The organism is Plesiocystis pacifica SIR-1, from assembly GCF_000170895.1.
Taxonomy (GTDB): domain Bacteria; phylum Myxococcota_A; class Polyangia; order Nannocystales; family Nannocystaceae; genus Plesiocystis; species Plesiocystis pacifica.
The window spans coordinates 92,082-114,780 of the sequence record NZ_ABCS01000023.1; the positions used below are offsets into that span (position 1 = coordinate 92,082).

Genomic DNA, 22,699 nt, shown 5'->3' on the forward strand with positions numbered 1-22,699 from the left:
ACGGCTCCCCGGCGCCCCGCAAGGGGAGCACCCGCCCGTGGAGGCGGCTAACCCCGGTTGGCGTTGCGCTCGGCCGCGCGCCGCTCTTCGCGTCGCTCGGCCCGCTCGCGCTCGTCGTGCTCGTAGGCCCGGACGATGTCCTGGACCAGCGGGTGGCGCATGACGTCGTTACCCGTGAACTTGCACACGGACACGGAGGGGATGCCCGAGAGCACGCGCAGGGCGTGGTTGAGCCCGCTCTTTTCGCGGCCGTGGAGGTCCTTTTGCGAGGGATCGCCGGTCACCACCGCGAAGGTGCCCATGCCCAGGCGGGTGAGCATCATCTTCATCTGCTCGCGGGTCGTGTTCTGGGCCTCGTCGAGGATCACGAAGGCGTCGTTGAGGGTCCGGCCGCGCATGTAGGCCAAGGGCGCGACCTCGATGACCCCCTGCTCCATCAGCCGCTGCACCTTCACGCCGTCGAGCATGTCGTAGAGCCCGTCGTAGAGCGGGCGCATGTAGGGGCTGACCTTCTCTTCGAGGGTGCCCGGCAAAAAGCCCAGGTTCTCGCCGGCCTCGATGGCCGGGCGGCTGAGGATGATGCGCCGGACCTGCTTGTCGATGAGCCGGCGGACGGCCATGGCGACGGCGAGGAAGGTCTTGCCCGTGCCCGCCGGGCCCACGCCGAACACCAGGTTGTTGCGGCGCATGGCGTCGACGTAGCGCTTTTGGGCCAGGCTGCGCGGCGCGATGGGCTTGCCGTTGGCCTTGTTGACGACGACGTCGTCGAACACCTTGGTCAGCTTGGTCTCCGGGTCCTCCATGAGGATCTCGAGGCCGCGGCCGATGTCCGTGGGCACCATCGGCCGGCCCGTGCGGGCGAGGGCGACCATCTGGTGGAGCAGGCGCTCGACCAGGGCGAAGTTGTCGGAATTGCCCTCGAGCGCGATCTCGGTCCCGCGAATGTGCAGGCGGACGCCGGTGCCACGCTCGAGCTCGGCGATGACGCGCTTGGACGCGCTGGGGCTGCCAAATACGAGCTGCAGCGCGCGCTGGTCGTTGAACACGAGCTTTTCGGATGAAGTACTCACGGTGGGTCTTTGGGAGGACACCGGACGCCGGGCGCCGGGCTGGGGTCGAGCCTAAAAGACTCGTGGACGATTCGACAGCCGAAAGGGAGAGATCCTCCCGGCGCCGACATCACGAGTCCCAGACAAATGAACCCACGCGGCCCAGGAGCGCGATGGCGCCGGCTGGGAGCGTGGTATTGCACACCGGACGCCAAGCTACCACGGCTCGAGCCGAGGGCAACGTGACCAAGGACGCCAGCAACGACCTCCCCCTGAGCCACCACCCCGACGAGGTCATCGACCACCGCGTGCACGGCCTGCGCGACGGGTTGGACGGCATGCGCGACCTGATGGACCGGCTCCTGGGCGAGGCCGGCTGCCCCTGGGACCGCGCCCAGACCCTGGAGAGCCTGCGGCCCTACGCCGTCGAGGAGGCCCACGAGGTGCTCGAGGCGATCGACGGGGGCGACCCCGAGGAGCACCGCCGCGAGCTCGGCGACCTGCTGTTTCAGATCGTCTTCCACGCCGCCCTGCGCGAGCGCGAGGGCGCCTTCGATCTCGACGGCGTCGTCGAGGCGATTCGCTCCAAGATGATCCGCCGCCACCCCCACGTGTTCGGGCCCAACGGGGAGCCGCCGCGCTTCACCCCCGAGGAGGTCGAGGCCAAGTGGGGGCAGATCAAAGAGGCCGAGCGTCGGGCCCGGCGGCGGTCCAAGGGCGAGGCTGAGCCAGACGCCGGATCGAGCACGGGCGACGGGGCCCTCGACCCCCTCGCGGGCGTGCCCAAGTCGCTGCCGAGCCTGCAGCGATCGTGGCGCTTGCAGAACAAGGCCGCGGGCGTGGGCTTTGACTGGCCCGACCTCGACGGCCCTCGAGACAAGGCCCGCGAGGAGTGGGCCGAGCTCGAGGAGGCCATCGCCTCGGGGGACCAGCAGGCCATCGCCGAGGAGTTCGGCGACTTGCTGTTCGTGCTCGTGCGCATGGGCCAAAAGCTCGGCGTCGAGGCGGAGTCGGCCCTGCGCGCGACGAACCTGAAGTTCGAGCGCCGCTTCGGCCACGTCATGCGCCGCTGCCACGAGCAGGGCATCGACCCGACCACGGCGGGCCTCGAGCAGCTCGACGCCTTTTGGGACGAAGCCAAGACGCTCGAGCGCTGATCCGGTCTGAGAGCACCTGCCCCTCGGGACGGGCTCCGGCCCAAGGATCCTGGCTAAGGCGCTCGCCAGGTCGGGCGGCGCGCCCTGACACCGGCGTCATGTCGCGCTTTGCCCCAGCCCGCCTGGGGCTGGGCCGCGGTGCAACCGATGCTCCGCCGCGGCGTTAATCACCACACCCGAGACGCGGCCGTCTCGCCCGAGGGGGCGAAGCCGAACCAAGTGGGATCTTCTCACACCTTGGCCTCCCCCTTGCACTCACGAACAGCGCCGCCATCGCCCCGCAAAACCATCTCCTCTACCCCCGTTTTCGAACAGGAGCCGCCCCATGACGACGACCACCCTGGCCTTTTTTCCCCACTACCGTGAGGAGGCCGTGGAGCTCGATGAACGGGCGGGCAAGTCCCTGGGGCTCGCCGCGGATGCGCTGCACATGGCCCAGCTGACCCTCGACGGTTCGGCCGACGAGGATCACGAGGCCAAGCAGTCCCGGGCGGCCAGCGCTCGCCGGCTGCTCGTCGAGGCGGTCCAGGGTCTGGCGCGCGCGCGGGTGTTCGTCCCCGGCGTGCGTACTTACGCGGTCACCGTGGTGACCAACAGCGAGCGCGACATCGATCGAGAGCTCGCGCGCCTGCACCAGCTGGCCACCCAGCTGCTGTGGCGAAACCATCGATTCTTGCCGGCGCGGGCCCAGGCCGAGCCGCTGACGCCCGAAGACGAGGCTCAGCTGGCGGCGGTGCTGCGGACCCTCGGCACCCACGCCCGCATCGACCGAGCCATGCGCTACAAGTGGCTCGTCGGTGCGGCCCTGTTTGGCGTGCTCGCGCCCGTGCTGGGCGTGGGCCTGTACCTGCTCGCCGCGGCGAGCGGGGCGATGGCGGCCGTCGAGCTGTCTCGCGGCGCGCCGCCCCCTGCCCTGCCGCAGGGTTGAACCAAAGACGCGCCTCCCGGCCTCAGTCGGTCGGGAGGAAGGGGCCGCCCTCGGCGTCGCCCGAGTCCCCATCGTCGCTCGGGGTCGGCGGTGGGCTCGGAGGCGGAGGCGGCGTGTTCGCGTCGTCCTCGCTGGCGTAGTCGGGGAACTCGAACACGAGCAGCTGGTAGCCGTTGGCCCCGTCCTCGAGCTTCCAGCTGACCTCCGACTCCCAGCGCAGGTTCATGGTCACGACCACGTCCTTGCCCTTGCGCCTGAGCACCACGTCGTTGACGGGCGTGTTGAAGAACTTGGTGATCAGCTTGCGCCGGTTGTTGCGGACGGTGATCGCCGTGCTCGGCAGGGTCACCGTGATGGTCATGCCCTCGGCGCCGACGTCCGGGGTCACGGCGGTGCTGAGCTGGAAGAACACCCGCGAGCTGCCGTCGCCGCGCTCGAAGCCCGTCCAGGTCAGCACGGCCGTCTCGCCGCCGACCTCTCGGGGCGCGAAGGGAGGCGTGTTGCCCCCGGCGACGGTGACCCCCTGGTAGTAGCCGATGGGGTTGATCTGGAAGAAGGGGTCCTCCTCGGCGGAGGAGATGTAGTTGGGCCGGGGCCGCGCCGTGCGGCTGAAGCTCCAGGTCCCGGTGAGGTCGGTGTCGGGGGTGCGCTGGTCGATGTTCAGGGGGTCGCTGACGCCCCCGCTGTCGATGCTCCCGCCGCCGCCGCTCGGAGGCGGCGGCGCGTTGGTCCGACGGCTGCGCGGGTTCGTGTCGGAGGCCCCATCGAGCGGAGCCGGGGCTGCCCCCGAGCCGTCATCGGACGAGGGAGGAGGCGGCGGGGGCGGCCCTGCGAGGGCTTCGGCCTGCGCCACGACCAGCATGAGCGCGACACTGCCGGTGGTCACCACGAGACGTCGACGACGGTCCATCTTGGAGATCCTAGCGAGCCTGGCGAGGAAAAGCCAAAAATCGCGGACGGCCCGAAGGTACACGCGCGCAGGTTGTCGGGCGTTCAGCGGCGCTGGGGAGGCTCCGCGTCCACGCGGGGATCGTCGAGGCGCGGACCGTCCCCGGGTTGGGCGAGGCCGAGGGCCCACGCGCGAAGCGGCGCGACGAGGGCGTGGGAGCCACACACGAGCACGCAGCCCGCCTCCCCCCGCGCCCGAGTCAGCGCCTCGAGCAGCCTGGGGTCCGTGGCCGAGGGGTAGTCGCCCTCCCCCGCTCCCTCGAGGGCCACCCGCCACACCGGCGCGCCTTCGGCCTGCAAGAGCGCGAGCATGCCCGCGCCGTCTTTGTCGGGGCGGCAGCCGAACACCACGGCGCGCACGGCCTGACCGCGGGCGCGCAGGGCCGCGAGCACGGCCGCGACGGCGTCGACGTTGTGGGCGACGTCGAAGCACAGGCCGTCGATGAACTCGAGGCGTCCGGGCCAGGCGACGGCGTCGAGGGCATCGACCCCAACGCCGGGCAGGCCCAGCGCGTCGAGGGCCGCGAGCGCCATGCCAGCGTTGTGGCGTTGATGGTCGCCAGGCAGGCCCAGCGGCGCACGAGCGGTCGGGGGCGCGAGCAGGAGCGGCGCGTCTTTGTCCGCCGCGACGGCGCGGATGACTTCGGCCGCGAGCGCCTCCTGCGCGCACGTTACGGATGGCACCCCGGGCCGAATCACCGCCGCCTTTTCCCCCGCGATGGCGTCGAGGGTGTCGCCGAGCACCGCCTGGTGGTCCATGCCGATGCGCGTGATCACGGTGAGCTGGGCGTGGACGGCGGTCGTCGCGTCGTAGCGCCCCCCGAGCCCAGCCTCGAGCACGACGTGACGGCAGCCGCGAGCGACGAAGTGGCCGAGGGCGATGGCGGTGAGGACCTCGAAGAAGCTCAGGCGCTCGAGGCCCATGTCCGCCTCGCAACGGGCGATGGCGGCGAATTCCTCGCGGACGTGCGCGTCCTCGACGGCGACCCCGTCGACCTGCACGCGCTCCCCCACCCGGTGCAGGTGCGGGCTCGTGAACAGCCCCACCGGACCCTGGCCGAGCTCGCGCAGCGCGTGGGCGAGCATCGCCGAGGTCGAGCCCTTGCCGTTGGTCCCGACGACCTGCGTGACCACGAAGGGCGGGCGCTCGCACAGCGGGCCGTGGCGCGCCTCGAGCAGCGCGACCAGGGGCTCCACGCCCAGGCGCACGCCCAGACGCCGGCGCTCGAACAGCGCCCGGCGCCAGTCGAAGTCTTCGCTCGAGTCCACCGCGCTCAGGCGGCCTCGCCCGAGCCCAGCAGGCGCAGCAGCTGGCCCAGGTGCTCGCGCAGCTCGAGGCGGCTGACGATGCGGTCGACCATGCCGTGGTCGATGAGGAACTCGCTGCGCTGGAAGCCCTCGGGGAGCTCCTGGCCGATGGTCTGCTGGATGACGCGCGGACCGGCGAAGCCGATCAGGGCCTTGGGCTCGGCGACGATGAGGTCGCCGAGGAAGGCGAAGCTCGCCGCCACGCCGCCGGTGGTCGGGTGCAGCAGCACGGAGATGTAGGGCAGCCCGGCCTCGCGCAGCTTGGCCCGCGCCGCCGAGGTCTTGGCCATCTGCATCAGCGAGAGGATGCCCTCTTGCATGCGGGCGCCGCCCGAGGCCGAGAACACCAGCGCCGGGCACTGCTTTTCGAGGGCGCGCTCGAACACGCGGGTGCACTTCTCACCCACGACCGAGCCCATGGATCCGCCCATGAATTCGAAGGCGAAGAAGCCCGCGGACACGTCGATGCCGTCGAGCTTGCCGGTGCCGCTGACGAAGGCGTCGAGGCGGCCGCTCTTTTTCTGCGCGGCGGTGATCCGGTCGACGTAGCGCTTGCTGTCGGTGAAGCCCAGGGGGTCGCCGGAGGTCAGGTCGACGTCGTGCTCGACCCAGGTGCCCTCGTCGATCATCGCCGCGATGCGCTCGCTGGTCGGCATCACATGGTGATGGCCACAGACTGGACACACTCGCAGGTTTTGGACGAGCTCCTCAGTGTAGGTGATTTCTCCACAGGAGTCGCACTTGGTCCACAAGCCTGGGGGGACCGAGATTTTGCCCCCGGACTCGGGTCGCTCGAGGGCCTCTTTTTTGCGTCGCCACCACGCCATGGTCTGTAATTCTCGTCCCGGTTCCCCCGGGCGGGGCTATGATCCACACGGCCCCTGCCTTCCGCAAGCACTTGGGGGCGACCCTAGCCCCGACGATGACCCCGCGCGCGCTCACATGATGGAGCGGCAACGATTCTGCGCGCACCGTGAACGACGAGGACCGAGCTGTGAACCCGGCGACCAAGTCACCGAGCGATCCCTACGGACCGCTGGACGGCGGAGACCTGAGCTGGTCGCCCTCGGGGTCGAGCGGCTTCTCCGCGGATCCCTTCTCGTCTTCCGTCGAGGTCATCCCAGGCTCGACGGAGGTGCCGCCAACGGCCTTTGCGTCGATCGCCCGGGCCTTCCAGAACATCCTCGAGCGCTACAGCGGCAAGGCCATGCGGCGCGTGGTCGGCGAGGCGGACGAGCACGGCGTCGACGGCCTCTACGTCGCCGAGGTGGTCATGCGTGAGCGAACCGTGTGGCCGGTGATGCGCAGTGAAGACCGCAACGCACTCGAGCTGGCGAGCTTGTTGATGCAGGGTTTCGCGATGTTGCCGAGCTCGATCTACATGCAGGTCCCGGGGGCGGGCATGGACGTGCTCATCGATCGCGCGCTGCACTCGACCGCTTCGTGGGCGCGGCCGCAGCTCGTCGGCCCCCTCAAGCGCGAGTACATGGCGCTGCTCGAGGAGTACGCCGAGCGCCTGCGCCCCACCCTCGAGGCCAAGCTCGCAGCGGGGGGCGCGGTCATCTCCGACGAGCTCGTCGATCGGCCGGCGATCACGCTGACGTTGATGGACGAATTCGAGACCTGGCTGCGGACCGCGGACCGCGTCGAGAAGCGCCGCTTCATGCTCGCCGTGCTCGAGCGTTTGTTCGGCTGAGAAGAGCCTCGAGACGCGTCTCCGAGCGCTTGCGGCCCCTCCCCCGCCCTGGTATTGGCCGCCGGTCATGAGCGAGGACCAGCTGACCTACGCGAGCGCAGGCGTCGACATCGAGGCCGGCAACGAGGCCGTGCGGCGGATCAAGGCGATGGTCGAGACCACGCGCCAGCCCGAACAGCTCGACGGTCTGGGCGGCTTCGCGGGGCTCATGGCCCTGCCAGGCGGCTTGGCCGAGCCGGTGCTCGTCTCGTGCACCGACGGCGTCGGCACCAAGATCCTCGTCGCCATCGCCATGGACCGCCACGCGACCGTCGGCATCGACCTGGTCGCCATGAACGTCAACGACCTGCTGTGCACCGGCGGGCGCCCGCTCTTCGTGCTCGACTACGTGGCCACGGGGCGCCTCGAGCCCGGCAAGATCGAGCAGATCGTCGCGGGCGTGGTCGCGGGCTGTCGCCAGTCGAACTGCGCGCTGATCGGGGGGGAGACCGCCGAGCTCCCGGGCATGTACGCCGACGGCCACTACGACCTGGCGGCGACGGCCGTGGGCGTCGTCGACAAGGCCTCCATCTGGGCGCCGAGCCGCACCCAGGCCGGCGACGTGATCCTGGGTCTCGCGTCCTCGGGGCTGCACAGCAACGGCTACTCCCTGGCCCGCAAGGCCCTGCTCAGCCCCGAGCACGGGGCCATGACGCTCGACGACCCCCTGCCCGGCAGCGGCGGCAGCGTGGGCGAGGCCCTGCTCGAGCCCACGCGCATCTACGAGCCGGCCTTCGCGGCCCTGCGCGCCCTCGAAGGCGCGGCGGTTCGGTCGGCGGCGCACATCACCGGCGGCGGGCTCATCGAGAACCCCCCCCGGGCCTACGGCGAGCAGCTGTGCGCCGAGATCGACCTGAGCGCGGTCGAGGTGCCGGCGGTGCTCCGGGCCATCGCCGAGGTCGGGGTCGCCCGCAACGAGCTGCTCAAGACCTTCAACTGCGGCGTCGGCATGCTCTTGTTCGTCGACCCCGAGCGCGTCGACGAGGTCTCGACGGCCTGCGAGGGCGCCGGGCAGCCGGTCGCGCGCCTGGGCCAGGTGGTCGCGCGGGACAGCGCCAGCGGCGACGCCGTTCGGATCCGCGGCGGTCTCGGCCAGGGCTGACTTCACCCAGATCGAGCCAGGCCGGCGCCCGTATGCTCGCGCGTGCTCGCCCACGCCGCGCTGTTCGCCGTCCTCGCCTGTCCGCCGAGTAGCCTCGAGCCGCCGGCCGAGGACGCCTTCATCGCCGGCCCTTCGTGGTTCTGGGCGACTCCCGAGTCTCCGGCGGAGCTGCCCGAGCGCGAAGCCTTCCCGCTGCCGCTCCCGACCGAATTCATGACCCAGGGGCGCGAGGCTGCCTGGGAGGCGCTGTTCGAGGCGCACATGGACGGGCGCGTCGAGTCTCCAGAGGTCCGGGCGAGCGCCGCGCACTGGCTCGGTTGGGCGCTCGCGGACAGCCTCGGTCTGGCCAATCGCGCCCACGCGCAGCTCGTCCTCGCCCTGAGCGCGGAGGCCCTCGAACCCGCGGCGTTTTCATGGTGGTGGCGGTCGAGCTCGGGGAGGCCTGGACGCCTCGACGCCCTCCTCGACACCTGGGAGCGAACCGAGCCCGCGGCCTCCCCTTCGGCCCGGGCCCTGCTCGCGCGGGCCGTCGCCCTCGAGCTGTGGAGGCGCTCTTGCCCCGCGCGGACGCTCGGCCCCGATCGCAGCTGCGCCACCGCGGACGGCCTCCCGCTGCGCCGAGACCCCGTGGCCGTCGAGCGTGCGCGGGCGTGGACCGAGCTGGCGAGGACGCTGGATGACCCGGGCCCGCTGTCGGCAGCGCTCGAGCTGGCAGCCGCGACGCCCGACTACGAAGCTCTGCTCGCGGCGAGGATGCCGGAAGAGCTGGCCTGGGAGGTCGAGGAGTGGCGCGCCGACTCTGGCGTCCCGGAGTGGGAGGCGCTCTACCTCCGACAGCGCGAGCGCGGTGAGGTCCATCGTAGCCTCCTCCGCGCCACCGTGAGCAGCGCCTTCGCGTGCTCCGAGAGCGTGGCCGAGCGGGATACACGGGCGCTCGAGAACGGTCCGGAGCTGTCCGCCGTGGTCGCGCTCCGTCGCGCGCGGCTGCTGCTCCACCTCGTCGAGCTCGCGTTCCCGTCGAGCACCCGGGAGCACCGGAGGCTCGAGCGCGAGGACGCCGAGTCCAGGGCTCGGACGGGTCGTTGGGCGCGGTCGTGGACGCACCCGCCCGACGAGCCGTGGACCGAGCTGGCCGTCCGCGAGCTCGAGCGCTGCGTCGCCGGGCCCGTCCGCGAACTGGCGGTCCTCGACGCTTGCCACGAGCGCCTCGCGTCTTTGGGCGGCGAGGGCGACGTGCAGGCCGAGATCATCCCAAAGCCCACGCTGAGCATGCAACTCGCCGGGGTGCAGGAGCTTCAGCGCGAGGTCCGGCCGTAGCCGACGGAGGCCTCTTCGGCTTCGATGGCGGCCACGCCCGCGCCGTGCCCCCACTGCTGGTGCGCCTCCTTGGCCCCGTCGAGGGCCCCGCGGGCGAGCACGGCGTTGCCGCGGGCCAGAGCCAGCTTGCCGAGGCGGTGGGACGCCAGCGCGCGCAGGAACAGGACCCCGTGGCGCTGGGCGTGGTCGATGGCCTGCTCGTAGAGCTCGATGGCGTCCCGGGGGCGCCCGCGCGCGGCGGTCCGCTCGGCGTCGATCATGATCTCGACGGCGCCGTAGGTCTCGGGGCACAGGCGGGCCCACTTGCGAGCGACGCGGCGGTGGGTCCGGACCCGGGCCGAGGCCCCCTGGGCGCCGCTGGACAGCATGATGACGGCGACGCAGGCGAACATCGGCGCCGTGGGCATGGGCCCGAAGGCGCGGCCGTAGTTGGGCGGGACCCGGGCCATGGCGGCGCGCCCGGCCACGAGGTCGCCCCGGGCGACGGCGAAGATGGCCTCGATGGCGGCCAGCAGCCCGCGGGACAGCTCGTTGATGTCGGGGTGCTCGAAGTCCACGGTGGGCCGGGGCTTCGAGGGGTCGATGGCGGCCTCGAGCATGGCCGCGAAGGGCTGGAGGAAGCCCCGGGCCAGGGTCACCTCCCACTGCCCCGAGGCGCCCCGGGCCGACTCGACCAGGGCCAGGAGCTTGGGCAGCGGGGTCGCCGGGAACAACCCGACGCTCGAAGTCCCGGCGGCGACCTCGACCAGGGGCTGCGGCGCGGCCCGACGCAGCTCGTCGAAGCTGGTCAGGATCTGCGGCCCGACCTCGCGCAGCGGGTACAAGATCGCCAGGAGCAGCGACAGCCAGCCCTCGAGGCCGTGGCTCACGGGCACCCGCAGCTGCGGGTTCGAGAGCGAGCGACGCACGAGCTCGGCCATGGCCCGGGCCTGCTCGACGCGCCCGATGACCGTGGCGCTGAGGGCCCAGCGGACCAGCACCGTGCCCATGCTCTCGTGCGCGCCGTGGCGGGCGAGCAGCCGCCCGTACTGCCCGTAGGCCCAGATGCTCAGCTTGGGATCGATGAACACCGGGGTCTGGGCGAGGGTGCCGACGACGTTGAGCAGCACCCGGGCCTGCTCGCTGGCGTCCTTGGTCGTCGCGTCCGTCGCATCCGTCTCGGTGAGGGCTTGGCTGCGGCTACTGGAGAGTCCCGCCGGGCTGGCCAGGACGAGCTCGCTGGCCTCGAGCATCCCGGAGCGTCGCAGGGCCCGCCAGCCCAGGGCGTAGCTCGACAGCGAGCGCAGCAGGGTCATCCGCGGGACCCGAAAGCCGAGGCGCCGGGCCGCGGCGATGGCCGGCTCGACGCCCTGCTCCCACGCACCGATCAGCATCAGGCGGGAGTTGTGCCAGTCGAGGACCTCGCTGAGGGTCACGGCGTCGAGCTCCCAGGACATCAGCTCCCGGCACAGCGCCATGGCGCGGTCGGGATCGAGGGCGAACTCGGCCTGGGCGAGGTCGAAGAGCAGCGCGGCGCTGTCCGGGTCTCGGCCCCGGGCGGCCGCCTCGAGCCAGTCCGCGCTCGACTCGTGGGCGCAGCGAAGGTAGCGGCGCGCGGCGTGCCAGGCCCCGGTCTCGAGGCTGTGCCGACCTGCCTGGTGCTCGAGCCGGACCAGGGCCCGGCGGGCGTCCTCGTCGAGCTCGGGGGCGTCGAACTCGAGGGCGGCGGCGAGGTGATCGGCGGCCAGGAAGAGCGTCGGCGAGTAGGCGAAGCCAGGCTCTCCGTCGCCGCCTTCGACTCGCTCGAGGCGCTCGCGCAGGGCCTGACCCAGGCGCCAGTGCAGCGCCCCGCGGGTCTGCGCGTCGAGGCGGGCGATGGCGACCTCGCGGACCCGATCGTGGGCCAGCTCGACCTGCGTCGTGCCCTCGAGCTCCGCGCGGAGGAGCAAGCCCTGCTCCGCCAGGCGCTCGATCACGGTCGCGTCGACCTCCGGGTTCAGGGCGAGGGCGAGGGCGCTCTCCATGGGCCCGCCGTACACGGCGATGAGCTCGAGCAAGGCCCGCTCGGGCTTGCTCAGCTCGAACAGCCGGCGGGCGACGATGATGTCGAGGTCCTCCTCGGAGTCGTGGGTCGAGACCTCGCGGCGGTGCGCGAGCTGGGTGATGTAAAAGGGAATGCCCTGGGCCCGCATGGCGATGGCCTCGGCCTGGGCGGCGGCCTCCTTCGGGCGCGCCGTGTCCCCTCCTGCTCCTGCTCCCGCACTGGGCCTCGCGCCGGTCTCCTCGGGCTCGAGCAGGTGCTCGGCGAGCTCGCGGGCGGCCGCGAAGGACAGGCGCTCGAGCGCGACGTGGCGCGCCGCCGGGCCCGACAGGCGCGAGGACTGGCTGAGCTCGGCCAGGGCTGGGGTCGGCGCCAGCCCGCCCTTGCCCTCGCTGCGGTAGGACAGGAGCATGACGAGCCCGCTCGCCTGGGCGTCTTCGCTGGGCGCCGCGAGCACCTCGAGCAGCGCGATGGTGTCGTGGTCGGCCCACTGCAGGTCGTCGACGTGGACCACCAGCGGCGCTTCGTTGGCGGCGGCGAGGGTGCGCAGCAGCTGGGCCAGGGACGCGGCGCCGAGGCGGCGCTGCTCGGGGGGCTCGAGGGTCCGCGCGGCCCGGGGCGGCCACAGCTCGTCGAGCACGGGGAACATGCGCGCGAGCACGTCGGCGTCCCGGGGCTCGAGGGGGTCGCGGCGCTCGACCGGGAGCTGACGCAGGTAGGCCGAGAGCGCGTCGACGACGGCGTCCAGGCCCTTGTAGGGGACGACCTCGCGCTGGCGACAGCGCCCGCGCAGGACCACGCCCCCCGCGTCGCGCATGCGCGCGCAGGCGTGGAGGATCAGCCGGGACTTGCCGTGCCCGCTGGGCCCGTGCACGTGGACGATGGTCGGCTCGGGGCCGCCTCTGCTCGCTTCGTTGAAGGCTTCGGCGAGGGCCTCGAGCTCGCGGGTGCGGCCGACGAAGGGGGCGCGGCTGGGGTCCCCGGGGGGTCGCAACACCTCGCGCAGCTCGACGCTCAGCCGAGCCCGGGCTGCGGCGGCGCTGGGTCGGGCCTCGGGCTCGCGGGCCAGCAACGCGCGACACAGCGCGCGCAGCTCCTCGGGCACCTCGGGCCCGGGATCGGGCGCGGGCGCGGTCTGCTTGTCGAGCAGCAGCTGCATGGCCGTCCCCACAAAGGGAGGCTCGCCCCGCAGGCTCTCGTAGAGCATCACGCCGACGGCGTAGAGGTCGGCGGCGGGGCCAACCCCGCGCCCCATGGCCTGCTCCGGCGCCATGTAGCGGGGCGTGCCGAGCAGCTGGCCGTCTCGGGTGACCCCGACCCCGACCTCGACCTCCTCGGAGGCCGCGACCAGGCCAAAGTCGAGGACCACCGCCCTCCCCTCCGCGCTCAGCAGGACGTTGGCGGGCTTGAGGTCGCGGTGGACGTAGCCGCGGGCGTGGAGGAAGGCGACGGCGTCGAGGAGCTGGCCGAGGGCGGCGCGGAGCCGGTCGAGGTCCGGGAGCTCGCCGACCGAAAGATCCGGGCGCAGGCGGGCCACGAAGGGCTCGCCGTCGATGAGCTCCATGGTGAAGAAGGCCGGCAAGTCGGCGCGCACGACGAGCTCGCGGAGCTCGACGAGGTTGGGGTGGCTGACGTCGGCGAGCGTTCGGAACTCTCGCTTGAAGCGATACAGCCGGGTCGCCGCGGCCTCGGACAGGAGCTTGAGCGCGACCTCGTCTCCGCTGGGCTCGTGGCGCGCCGCGAACACCTCGCCCATGCCGCCCGACCCGAGGCGACGCAGCAAGGTGTAGGCCCCGAGGCGCGAGCGCGGCTCGTCGGGGCCGAGGCGCGGGCCTCGGGGCTCGGAGGCCGCGGACTCCGCGGAGGACTCGACGGACTCGAGCGCATCGGCGAGGCCGATCACCGTGTCGTCGCCTGCGAGTCCGTCGCCCATCGGGGCAAAGGTAGCCTGTTCCTCCGGGAGCTCCCAGGAACCCGTGTCGAAGCTGCGGGACCCTCGCACGGCCCGCGCCATGGTGGCGCTCGTCGGAGGCCGCGCTCGGCCTGCTAAGCTACGGGGGCTTGGCGACGACCAACCACTACGACCTCATCGTGCTCGGGGACCACGTCGCGGGGCTGGTCGCGGCGGCCCTGGTCGCGCGTCGGGGGAAGCGAGTCCTGGTCATCCCCCAGGGGCCCATCGACGGCCACTACCGCCTCAACCGTCGCCCCTTCGCCCTCGACCCCGCGCCGGTGCTCCACGCGTCCTGCCCCGCGGTCCGGCGGGTGTTCGAGGAGCTGGGCTTGTGGACGCAGAGCCGCCGAGAGCTCCGGCCGATGGCGGGCATGATGCACTGGGCCCTGGCGGGGGCGCGCCTCGACGAGGTCCTGGCTTCGACAGCGGGCGCGGGCGTGGCGTCCGCGGTGGAGGGCGCCGACGGCCCGCGGGCGTGGACCGAGAGCCTCGCGGACGAGGCCGCGCGCGAGTGGCCCGGGGTGCCCGCCGCGTCCGCGTGGGCCCTCCGCCGGCAGTGGTCCGACGCCACCGACGCCCTCTTCGACGAGCTCCTGGCCTCGGACAACGCCCTGGTCGCCGACGGTTTTTGGGCCCGGCGCTTCCTCGGCCGCGTCGCCAGCCAGCTCCCGCCGGACAACCTCGACGAGCTCGAGCCCCTGCCCGCGGCGCACCCCTTGCGCGCGCAGGCCCGCGCCCTCGAGCCCTGGGTGCAGCACCTCGCCCCCGCGCAGCTGGGCAAGGCCGCGAGCCTGCGCATCGCCGGGTTGTGGGGGCGCCCCGGCGGACCCCTCGATCGCCCCGGCGGCGTGGCCAGCCTGCGCGAGCAGCTCATCCAGCGCATTCAGCTCAAGTCCGGCGAGGTCAAGCCCAAGCTGCGCGTGGCCGAGGTGCTCATCAAGCGCGGCCGGGTCACGGGCGTCAGCTTGCTCGGCAAGCGCGACCGCTACGGCTGCGATCACATGCTCATCGCCTGCGATCCGCGGCGCTTGCTCGACGGTGCGCTCGTGCCCGAGACCCTGCCCAAGCCCCTGCTGGTCAGCCTGGCGGCGATCCACGGCGCGGCCTACCGCTACCTGCTGCACCTCGACCTCGACGCGCGCGGCCTGGGCCCGGGCCTCGAGGGGCTGACGGTGTGCCTGCCGGCGAGCGCGGGCGACTACGCGGCCAAGGCGGGCGTGGGCACGACCTACGTCCGGGTCGGGGAGTCCGGGCGCTCCGAGCTGCGCCCGGTGGCGATCGTGCGCGTGGTCGGGCCGTCCGAGGACCCGAGCGAGCTGCGCGAGCGCGTCCTCGACGATCTCGAGGTCCGCGGCGTCCTGCCCTTCGCGCGCCCCTGGATTCGCCTGATGCACTCGCCCCACGACGGCCGCGGGGCCACGGACGGCGAGGGCCGAGCGCTGGCCAGCCTCGGCTCGGACACGGCCCTGTCCCTGCCCATGGACCCGCTCTACGCCGTGGACGGGGCCGTTCCCAGCCTCGGCGTGGGCCTGCTGCCGCACTCCTCCGGCGTCAAGAACCTGCACTTCGCGTCGCGCTTGACCTACCCGGGCCTGGGCCTCGAGGGCGAGTTCACGGCGGCCTGGGCCGCGGCGGGTGCCGTCGCCCAGGCCGGCCGGTCCGGGCTCGGGCGCAACCTTTTCTTGGGCCGGGGCAACCGCGGCTGAGGCTCAGCGGGTCGGCGTCACCCTCGCAAGCGCTGGCTGCGGCCGGTATGCTCCCGCCGATGTTCCGGGAACGGATGAGCTTCTCGATCGCGCGCACCTCGAGCGCGGCTCTCGCCGCGTGTGTCTGGCTGGTCGCGTGTGGTCCCGCCGCGAAGCCGGAGCAGGCCAACCGCGTGTCCGATGCGGAGCGCGAGGCGATGCGCGCCGACGCGGAGAAAGAGAAGGCGGCCAAGGCCAAGGCCAAGGCCAAGGCCGGGCCGCCCCGCTGGCTCCGCGCGGGCCCCAGCTTTCCCGAGGCCTTCGCCCCCTTCCCCGTCCCCGATCTCCAGACCATCGAGGGGACCTGGCTCGTCCCCAGCGAGGTCGAGGGCCAGCGCGAGCTGTGGCTCGCCGAGGCCCCCCAGCCCGCCCCCAAGGTCGAGGGCGCCCGGGTGGCCAAGGTCGTCGTCGTCGATCGTCGGGGCCGCGAGCAGGTCCACGGCGTCACCCTCCAGAGCCCCTGCGCGGTGCAGGTGACCAACGAGTACGGGCGCTCTCGCCCGCGCGCCCTGTGGGTCGGCGAAGGCAAGCTGCACCTGAGCCCTGGCGGCGCCGTGGCCATCGAAGGCAGCGCGGCCACGGCCTCGGCGGACGCGGCCTCGCCCCTGCGCCCGGTGCTCGCGTGCTCGGGCAACCGCGCGTACGTGTTCGAGGGCGAGGGCTGCAAGCGCTACTCCCAGATGCTCGGGGTCTGGGACGCGACCGACGTGGACTGCCGCCGCGACGGTGAGGCCCTGGTCATCGACGACCTGCGCCTCGAGCCTGCGGGCGCGGGGGTGTGGATGGACCCGGCCGCCGCGACCGCGACCGCGACCGCGTTCGCCGATCGTGGCGCCGCCGAGACGGCGCTCTCGGCTGCACCCAAGGCCAGCGCCGAGGCCGGTGAGACCGCCGGTACGGAGGTCGGGAGCGACGGCGCGGTCGATCCTGCCGAGACCGCTGGCTCTGAGACCACGGGCTCCTAGGCGATTCATCGAGGGAGAACGAACGCGCGCGGCAAATGCTGCGCGCGTTCGCGTTTGGTTTTGGCCTTGCCGCGTCGTTTTTAAACATGTAAATCGTTTGCATGTTTTTAGTCGCGCCCCTCCAGAGGCCCAGATGAGCAGCATCTACGAACAGATTGGTGGCGCCCCGGCGATCACCGCAGCCGTCGAGGTCTTCTACCGAAAGGTCCTCTCCGACGAGCTCCTGGCCCCCTATTTCGACGACATCGACATGGACAAGCAGCTGGGCAAGCAGGCCGCCTTCCTGACCATGGTCACCGGCGGGCCCAACGAATACACGGGCCGCGACATGCGGACGGCGCACGCCAAGCTGGTCGAGCGCGGCATCGGAGACGCGCACTTCGACCACGTCGTGCAGCACCTCGGGGCGACCCTCGCCGAGCTGGGCGTGGCGGCGGAGCTCATCGAGCAAATCGCCGCCGTCGCCGAGAGCACCCGCGCCGACGTGCTCGGCCGTTGAGACCCCGCTGACGTCGCCCAGGCCCAGGAGAACGAGCCGCCATGACACTCTTGCAGATTCGCTATGAAGACACCCAGGTGACCCTCGAGCCCGGGGAGTCCGTGCTCGACGGCTTGCTCCGCTCTGGCCGCGACCTCCCCCATGGTTGCCGCAGCGGGGTGTGTCGAGCCTGCACCATGGTGTGCTCCGAGGGGGAGCTCCCGCCCGAGGCCGCGGCGGCCCTCGAGCCCGAGCAGCGGGCCGCCGGCATGTTCCTGGCTTGCCAGTGCCGCGCGCCCGCGGAGCCGGGCCCCGAGTCCGCCGCGCCCAAGGTCCTGCACGTCCAGCGCGACCCCGAGGAGCAGCCCCACGTCCCGGCGACCCTCGAGGGCCTCGAGCGCCTCAGCCCCTCGGTGATGCGCGTGCGCGTGCGCCCCGACGCAGCCTTCGCCTTCGAGGCCGGGCAGTACGTCGCCCTGCGCCGCGCCGACGGGGTGACCCGGAGCTACTCCATCGCCAGCTTGCCGGGGGAGGACTGCCTCGAGTTCCACGTCCGCCGCGTCCCCAACGGGCGCATGAGCGGCTGGCTGTTCGACGAGGCCGAGGTCGGCGCGCGCGTGGCCGTGTCGCCGCCGCTCGGGACCTGCCGCTACCCCGCTCAGCCCGACGCGGCGTACCTCGACTCGCCCATGCTGCTCGTCGGCGTGGGCACGGGGCTGGGGCCGATCTGGGGCATCGTCCGGGCCGCCTTCGAGGCGGGCCACCGCGCCCCGATCACCCTCGTGCAGGCGGGGCGCACCCTCGACAGCCTGTACCTCGGGGACGAGCTCGACGCCCTGTCAGCGGCGCACCCTGGCTTGGATCTTCGCCGCTGCGTGCTCGAGGAGCCGAGCGAGGGCGAGTCGTCCACGCCCCTCGAGGTCGGGGCCGTCGACGCCCTCGCGCCCCGCCTGGTCCGGGACGATCGGGAGCGCCGCCCCGGGGACTGGCTGGCGCTGCTGTGCGGCGACGCCTCGGTGGTCCACCGCCTGCGCCGCTCGCTCTTCCTCGCCGGCCTGTCCGCCCGCCGGATCCGCGCCGACGCCTTCGGCTGAGTTCTGTTTTGCCCCCACAGGCGCCTGGCCCGGCGTTTTCAGCTGTTCGGCAAACGACGCGGGCGTGGATCTTCGGTAGGACCGGCTGGCGCCTGGGTTTGAGGGAATTTAGGGGAGGCTCGTGGAGTCTGGTCCCAGCTCGTTCCAGAGCGTCTCTGGAGAGATGCTGGAGACGGAGCTTTGACGTCGACGGCCCGGTCCTTCACGCGACCTACGACGCCACTTCGAGGGGCCTGTGCTTGGTGACCTTCATGCCGTGAGCGTCAGCGATCGCGCTGCGTGGCCAAGTCGTGCCGCTGCTCGTCGATCTCGGCGAGGCAGCGCTCTTGTTCGTGGATGAAGGTGTCGACCGCGTCGAGGATCAGCCAGTCGTCGCAGCGCTCGAGGCGGTAGTTCGTGTCGCGGGCGCCCGTGCTCGTGCGCCGGGGGATGAAGGGGCGCAGGGCGAGGGTGAAGGGGTTGTCGATCCACCCGCGCGGGCAGCCGTCGGTGACGTCCTCCCAGGGGCGCTTCCAGTCGACGGGGTAGCCCGACACGCGTTCGCCCTCGAGGCCCGGGTTGGGGGCGCGGCCGAGGTAGCGCAGGAGGAGGCGCGGCTCGATGAGCCAGTGGACCGCCTCGAGGTCGAGGCGCGTGCACCCGCGCCGGGCCCGTTGCTCGTCGAGGAGCTCGCCGTGGCCGTCCCGGCACTCGCGGTCGCAGTCGAACAGCCGCATGGCCCGGCCGGGGTCCCCCGGTCTAGGGCGAACTGCCAGGCCCAGAGGCGGAGGGCTTTTTTTCGGCCCGCGTCAGATCCTGGCTCGCGCGCAGGACCGCCTCGCCGACCTCGTGGAAGATGTCGCGGCCGAGGAGCTGCTCGATGCGCCCCATGTCCTTCTCGCCGAGGGTCTTCGACTTCTTGAAGCGGGCCTGCAGCTCGAGGTTGGGGACGCCGTCGATGGTCTCCACGCCCAGGCGGAAGGCGGCCTCGTAGGCGGCGTAGAGCTGCCCGCCCTGCTGGAGCGCGAGGAGGTTGTTGCGCTGATTGCGGGTGAGGCGCCGAAGGTGGAAGCGGACCGGCCCCTCGGCTTGGTCGAGGTACTGCTCGACCGTGGTCAGGTCGTAGCGAGTCTCGCCGAGCTGGTAGCGGACCATGGGGTGGTCCTCGACGGCGTCCCAGGCCACGGGGCGGTCCTGGTCGGGCTCGCGCTCGCCCTCGATGACCTCGAGTTCGTAGTTGATGCGGTCGCGGTCCCAGGCGGTGTCGTCGCGGGCGATGAAGATGATGGGGGTGGTGGGGTTGTGGATGGTGGGGAGGGCCATGGTATTTATCAGCGTGCCTCGAGGGAAAGTTCTGCCCATTAGCCCGGACTGGAGCTTGCTGGAGACTTGGAATGTGACCTACGAGTTTTGGATCGGTTCTGGGCTAGACGTAAGAGGCCGGAGGCTCAACTATCTACGACAGTGGGCTGGAATTGTCGGTAGGGAGCGAGCCCTAAGAGAATTCGACGACGCTGTCGCATCACGGGGAAGTCGAAAGGCACTCGCCAACGCAATGGGAGTCGCGGATGTAACGCTATGCAGGCTTCGCTTGCACTTCAAGAAACTACTCGACGCGGGTGTCGGAGAGGGCCTGCTCATCTACTTTGTGAGTCCTCTATCTGCAGCTGACAGGCTTATCGTGGATGTTGTGACAGCTCGCACCCTTCCCTTCAACCGGCGGTGCAGGGTTGCCGACTACCGCGAGCTTCCTGGCCGTGGCTCCGTCATTCGAATCACGGGGTGCACTCTGGAAGAGGCGGACAGCCTTGTATCGGCATTCTGCGACCAAGTCTGGTCCGGAAAACAAAGCTTAGTGGACAGTATAAATGACCTTCGCGCGAGGTTTGAAAAGGTTGAGGTCTGGGCCCGAGCCGCTGGCATCACAGAGATGCTGGAAGACCAGGCAGCTGACTACTTGACCGCCAAAGACCTCGTCCAGGTGCGTACTGTACAGCAGGCGGCTGCGCGCAAACTAGCGAAGGTCGCTCTCAAAAAATTGGGAGTTGAGGACCTCGTCGATCTCTAGTTTGCCAAGAGCACGATCATGCTAGAGTTGCCACGCTCCGAGCCCGTCTCACGCTCGTGCCCCCGAAAGATCAGCCGGCTCGCCGTGAGGTCTGTCTGCACTCCACGCCCCGGGTCTTCCCGATAGCTCAGGTTCGGCCAGTACATCCCGATCGCCCGCTCTGACGCGATGCCCACCTGCAGCAGCAGGTGCTTCCGCACCCGCCCCACGAACTCCTGGCGCCACGCCTTCGAGTGGTAGGTCGAGAACGACACGCCGCTCTCGCCCCAGCCGTCGCCCACGTAGCCCTGCACGCCCTCGAGGCCGTTCACGCCGGCGACGGGCTTGTGTGTGATGCCCACCTTGGGCTCGAGGCTCCTACGGCCCTCCTCGACCACGTCGAGGCCCTTCCCGCCCACCACGAGGTCATGCCAGGCCTGCGACCACGCAGCCTTGGCCAGCTCGAGGAACTCGGCCTTCCCCAAGTTCCCGGGCGCCTCCCCGTTGTGGGCCGCGTTGCGCACGAGCGCGGCGACGTCGGCCTGGGCGACATCTCCCAGCCCCACCAGGCGCTGGATCCGAACCTGTCGAGGACCTCGGCCATGTCGGCCAGGGGCACCGAGTTCCCACGCTTGCGCAGCTCGACCACGTGGGGGTGGTAGAAGTCCTTCGGCATGTTCTCGGGCTGCACGCCCTTGTAGAGCACCTCGCGCAGGGCCTCGAACTTGGCCCAGGACTTCTGCGAGGGCTCGACGCCCCGGGTGGGGTCGCCGAGGCGGCACAGCTCCTCGTAGAACATGAGGTTCTCGGCGTACTCGGGCCGGATGTGGATCTGACCCTCGTGGAAGTAGGCCAGCGTGCGCCCGGCCGCGTGGCGCACGGCGGGGCCCAGGCGGACGTAGTGGACGTGGCCGCTGGTCATGTCGACGATCGGCGTGATCGGGTTGGCGCGCTCCCGCTTCACGCGGCCGTCGGGGCGGCGGGAGGACACGACCACGGAGCGGAGGCGACCGCGGCACTCGAGCTTGATACGGGCAGGCATGGCTGGCTTTCGTCTTGGGGGGTTCAGGCGGCGGCGGTGACGACCTGGGCGATGCGGTCCTGATCGCGGAGCATGACCGAGAACCAGACCCGGCCGATCGTGTCGGTGCGCGAGTGGGTCGGCGTGCGGTCGACCTCGACGCGGATCTCGTCCGCGCCCTGGCCCATGGCCGGCTTCCAGACGAGCTTCAGCGCCGAGCCCGAGCGCCCGCGGCCGGGGCGATCGCCGCGAACTCGGCCTCGGGCGCGCCGCGGTACAGCCACCGGTGCGTGAGCACGATGCTGTTCCAGTGCGTCTTCCCGCAGCACCCGCCCCCGCCGCGCATCCCGATCGGCGTCTCGAGGTCCTCGAGCACGTCGAGGGGCCGCATGCCCTCGTCGTCACGCCAGACCGGGACCTGCAGCTGGATGCGCAGCGTCGGGGCCGAGGCCGCGAGGGCGTCGAAGCGCTCGACGTCGCGGACCTGGGAGCGGGCCTTGTGGGCGCCGCTGGCCGTGATCAAGAAGCGGTCAAGGAGGCGCGACTCGACGATGTGGGCGCGGTGCGAGCCGCAGCAGGGGCAGCGGACGGCGAGGTCAGGCTCGGGGACGCGGTCGTGGAAGAGGTACCAGAGCTCGACGTGGTAGCGCGGGGGCCGGGCGAGGGCGCGGCGGGCTGCGGCGATGAGCTCTTGGACAGGCATATGACTTCTGTCGTGCCAAGGCGTCGATGCCGTAGGATGTCGGCATGACAGCCCCTCCGCCACCAGATGTGTCCGACTGGGTTCCCCGTACCGACGCCGCGACCCGGCTGTCGACCGTGTTTCGGACGCGGTGTCGGGCCATCGAGGAACAGTTGTTACTCCGGGCCCGTCAGGAGAAGTCGCTCAACATAGACAACTTCGACTCAGGTCCAGGCATCGAAGACATGTTCAGGGAAGAGCTTGGCCGTCTTTTGCCCTCACGATATGCAGTCCGGTGTGGGGTCATCAACGACCGCACAGGGGCAACCGGAGGTGACTACGATATCGTAGTCTTCAACGAAGACTGGTTCCCCTCGATCAAGGCCCCCGCGACAGGGCGTTCTCGGCGAGCCCACTTCCCCATCGAGGGGGTGTACGCTGTGGGTGAAGTCAAACAAACACTCTCGCTTAGAACTCTGGACGATGCCATGAAAAAGCTAGTCATCGCCCACCGCCTTCACCGCCCTCCGGTCTACGGTAGCCGATTATCTGAAAACCGGACTCAGGATGAGTATAGGCACAGCATCTCGAACCCACTATTTTCGTTCGTCGTCGCGGGTCAACTAGCGCCGGATCTCAGCATGGATGATGTCGTTTGGCGTTTTTCACAGACAAATCAGATGCTGCGCCGACTAGAGATGGTCCATGTTGTCGGCGTCCTTGAGCAGGGCCTCGTGAGGTGGGTACGCATGGGGAGCAATGGAGCTCAACCTGCACTCTTCCTTGGAGAGGACCTGCACCTAGACCTGCATCCCGCCCTAGAGAGCGGGGATGCCCCCAACTCAACCATGTACTCTCTTGCTCGGGCCCTGATGGACCACCTCTTCCATTGCATCCTTGCTCCCGAAGGAGTGGCGACCAGCTACGGTGAACCCGGGCAGGTGAAGTTTGCTCTCTCAGAAGACCTCGCGCACTCGGCCTATTCACGACCAACGCCATCGTCAGACCTGCAGGAGTGGAGTCCCGTCGCTTCAGGACTCATTGATGAGGAGCTCGGTGCACACGTCGAGCCTAGTGAGGGCTAGTCCAACTTTGAGACAGCACCGGCTTGTGGGGTCTGTTTCGCAAGCAAATCCGCGAGCCGGCGGACCTCGACGAGTTCGGCTGGCT

Annotated in this window: 22 protein-coding genes; 11 read left to right on the forward strand and 11 right to left on the reverse strand. The window is 71.1% G+C overall.

Features of this window, described 5'->3' with window-relative positions; translation table 11 throughout:
* Positions 1 to 47 precede the first annotated feature (47 nt).
* Positions 48 to 1,070, reverse strand: coding sequence for a PhoH family protein (locus tag PPSIR1_RS14375; RefSeq protein ID WP_045116021.1), 1,023 nt, complete (start codon positions 1,068 to 1,070; stop codon positions 48 to 50).
* A 221-nt stretch (positions 1,071 to 1,291) separates the two neighbouring features.
* Here PPSIR1_RS14375 and mazG point away from each other — a divergent pair, with 221 nt between their 5' ends.
* Together mazG and PPSIR1_RS14385 are read left to right on the forward strand one after the other, a co-directional pair.
* Entirely contained in the window at positions 1,292 to 2,206 is a 915-nt protein-coding gene (gene mazG / locus PPSIR1_RS14380; RefSeq protein ID WP_006971808.1) for a nucleoside triphosphate pyrophosphohydrolase, read from the forward strand.
* A gap of 325 nt (positions 2,207 to 2,531) precedes the next feature.
* A complete protein-coding gene (locus tag PPSIR1_RS14385; protein ID WP_006971809.1) occupies positions 2,532 to 3,134 on the forward strand; it encodes a hypothetical protein in 603 nt (200 codons plus the stop codon).
* Between the two features lie 22 nt (positions 3,135 to 3,156).
* Here PPSIR1_RS14385 and PPSIR1_RS14390 read toward each other — a convergent pair whose 3' ends face one another.
* The 3 genes from PPSIR1_RS14390 to accD all read right to left on the reverse strand — a co-directional run bounded on the left by PPSIR1_RS14390 (position 3,157) and on the right by accD (position 6,217).
* The gene (locus tag PPSIR1_RS14390) at positions 3,157 to 4,044 is read right to left on the reverse strand and encodes a hypothetical protein (RefSeq protein WP_157595543.1); all 888 of its coding nucleotides are present in this window, start codon (positions 4,042 to 4,044) and stop codon (positions 3,157 to 3,159) included.
* An 83-nt stretch (positions 4,045 to 4,127) separates the two neighbouring features.
* Positions 4,128 to 5,351: a bifunctional folylpolyglutamate synthase/dihydrofolate synthase gene (locus PPSIR1_RS14395; RefSeq protein ID WP_006971811.1), complete on the reverse strand. Its 1,224-nt coding sequence runs from the start codon at positions 5,349 to 5,351 to the stop codon at positions 4,128 to 4,130.
* A gap of 5 nt (positions 5,352 to 5,356) precedes the next feature.
* Positions 5,357 to 6,217, reverse strand: a complete 861-nt coding sequence (gene accD, locus PPSIR1_RS14400) for an acetyl-CoA carboxylase, carboxyltransferase subunit beta (protein ID WP_045115993.1) — start codon at positions 6,215 to 6,217, stop codon at positions 5,357 to 5,359.
* Positions 6,218 to 6,363: 146 nt separating this feature from the next.
* Here accD and PPSIR1_RS14405 point away from each other — a divergent pair, with 146 nt between their 5' ends.
* From PPSIR1_RS14405 to PPSIR1_RS14415, 3 genes are all read left to right on the forward strand, one after another.
* Positions 6,364 to 7,086 (forward strand): hypothetical protein, encoded by a 723-nt coding sequence (locus tag PPSIR1_RS14405; RefSeq protein ID WP_157595544.1) that lies wholly within the window; start codon positions 6,364 to 6,366, stop codon positions 7,084 to 7,086.
* A 67-nt stretch (positions 7,087 to 7,153) separates the two neighbouring features.
* A complete protein-coding gene (purM, locus tag PPSIR1_RS14410) occupies positions 7,154 to 8,227 on the forward strand; it encodes a phosphoribosylformylglycinamidine cyclo-ligase (RefSeq protein WP_006971814.1) in 1,074 nt (357 codons plus the stop codon).
* 42 nt (positions 8,228 to 8,269) lie between these two features.
* Positions 8,270 to 9,544, forward strand: a complete 1,275-nt coding sequence (locus tag PPSIR1_RS14415) for a hypothetical protein (RefSeq protein WP_006971815.1) — start codon at positions 8,270 to 8,272, stop codon at positions 9,542 to 9,544.
* Here the strand turns inward: PPSIR1_RS14415 and PPSIR1_RS14420 are convergent.
* Positions 9,523 to 13,497 carry a serine/threonine-protein kinase gene (locus tag PPSIR1_RS14420; protein ID WP_006971816.1) on the reverse strand — a complete coding sequence of 1,325 codons (3,975 nt, stop codon included), beginning with the start codon at positions 13,495 to 13,497 and terminating at the stop codon, positions 9,523 to 9,525. The genes PPSIR1_RS14415 and PPSIR1_RS14420 overlap by 22 nt on opposite strands.
* Before the next feature lie 128 nt (positions 13,498 to 13,625).
* Between PPSIR1_RS14420 and PPSIR1_RS14425 the strand changes: the two genes are divergently transcribed.
* From PPSIR1_RS14425 to PPSIR1_RS14440, 4 genes are all read left to right on the forward strand, one after another.
* Entirely contained in the window at positions 13,626 to 15,224 is a 1,599-nt protein-coding gene (locus PPSIR1_RS14425) for a phytoene desaturase family protein (protein ID WP_006971817.1), read from the forward strand.
* Positions 15,225 to 15,283: 59 nt separating this feature from the next.
* The gene (locus PPSIR1_RS14430; RefSeq protein WP_157595545.1) at positions 15,284 to 16,228 is read left to right on the forward strand and encodes a hypothetical protein; all 945 of its coding nucleotides are present in this window, start codon (positions 15,284 to 15,286) and stop codon (positions 16,226 to 16,228) included.
* Positions 16,229 to 16,361: 133 nt separating this feature from the next.
* On the forward strand, positions 16,362 to 16,727 hold the full coding sequence (locus PPSIR1_RS14435; protein WP_006971819.1) for a group I truncated hemoglobin: 366 nt from the start codon (positions 16,362 to 16,364) through the stop codon (positions 16,725 to 16,727).
* A gap of 41 nt (positions 16,728 to 16,768) precedes the next feature.
* Positions 16,769 to 17,800, forward strand: a complete 1,032-nt coding sequence (locus PPSIR1_RS14440; protein ID WP_045115994.1) for a 2Fe-2S iron-sulfur cluster-binding protein — start codon at positions 16,769 to 16,771, stop codon at positions 17,798 to 17,800.
* A gap of 263 nt (positions 17,801 to 18,063) precedes the next feature.
* Here PPSIR1_RS14440 and PPSIR1_RS14445 read toward each other — a convergent pair whose 3' ends face one another.
* Positions 18,064 to 18,516 (reverse strand): hypothetical protein, encoded by a 453-nt coding sequence (locus tag PPSIR1_RS14445; RefSeq protein ID WP_006971821.1) that lies wholly within the window; start codon positions 18,514 to 18,516, stop codon positions 18,064 to 18,066.
* Between the two features lie 22 nt (positions 18,517 to 18,538).
* Complete coding sequence (locus PPSIR1_RS14450; RefSeq protein ID WP_006971822.1) at positions 18,539 to 19,102, reverse strand: hypothetical protein; 564 nt, start codon at positions 19,100 to 19,102, stop codon at positions 18,539 to 18,541.
* Positions 19,103 to 19,370: 268 nt separating this feature from the next.
* On the opposite strand from PPSIR1_RS14450, the gene PPSIR1_RS47815 reads away from it, so the two are divergent.
* On the forward strand, positions 19,371 to 19,847 hold the full coding sequence (locus PPSIR1_RS47815; protein ID WP_157595546.1) for a hypothetical protein: 477 nt from the start codon (positions 19,371 to 19,373) through the stop codon (positions 19,845 to 19,847).
* Here the strand turns inward: PPSIR1_RS47815 and PPSIR1_RS47820 are convergent.
* Genes PPSIR1_RS47820 through PPSIR1_RS14465 form a run of 4 tightly spaced genes read right to left on the reverse strand, consistent with a single transcriptional unit; the run spans position 19,844 to position 21,550 of the window.
* Positions 19,844 to 20,158: a hypothetical protein gene (locus PPSIR1_RS47820; protein WP_198154513.1), complete on the reverse strand. Its 315-nt coding sequence runs from the start codon at positions 20,156 to 20,158 to the stop codon at positions 19,844 to 19,846. The two genes, PPSIR1_RS47815 and PPSIR1_RS47820, sit on opposite strands and share 4 nt — an antisense overlap.
* Positions 20,155 to 20,868: a hypothetical protein gene (locus PPSIR1_RS47825; RefSeq protein WP_157595548.1), complete on the reverse strand. Its 714-nt coding sequence runs from the start codon at positions 20,866 to 20,868 to the stop codon at positions 20,155 to 20,157. Before PPSIR1_RS47825 ends, PPSIR1_RS47820 begins: the two co-directional genes overlap by 4 nt.
* A gap of 23 nt (positions 20,869 to 20,891) precedes the next feature.
* Complete coding sequence (locus PPSIR1_RS47830; RefSeq protein WP_006971823.1) at positions 20,892 to 21,035, reverse strand: hypothetical protein; 144 nt, start codon at positions 21,033 to 21,035, stop codon at positions 20,892 to 20,894.
* A 20-nt stretch (positions 21,036 to 21,055) separates the two neighbouring features.
* Positions 21,056 to 21,550 carry a hypothetical protein gene (locus PPSIR1_RS14465; protein WP_006971824.1) on the reverse strand — a complete coding sequence of 165 codons (495 nt, stop codon included), beginning with the start codon at positions 21,548 to 21,550 and terminating at the stop codon, positions 21,056 to 21,058.
* Positions 21,551 to 21,594: 44 nt separating this feature from the next.
* On the opposite strand from PPSIR1_RS14465, the gene PPSIR1_RS47835 reads away from it, so the two are divergent.
* Entirely contained in the window at positions 21,595 to 22,614 is a 1,020-nt protein-coding gene (locus PPSIR1_RS47835; protein ID WP_157595549.1) for a DUF6602 domain-containing protein, read from the forward strand.
* The last annotated feature ends 85 nt before the right edge of the window (positions 22,615 to 22,699 follow it).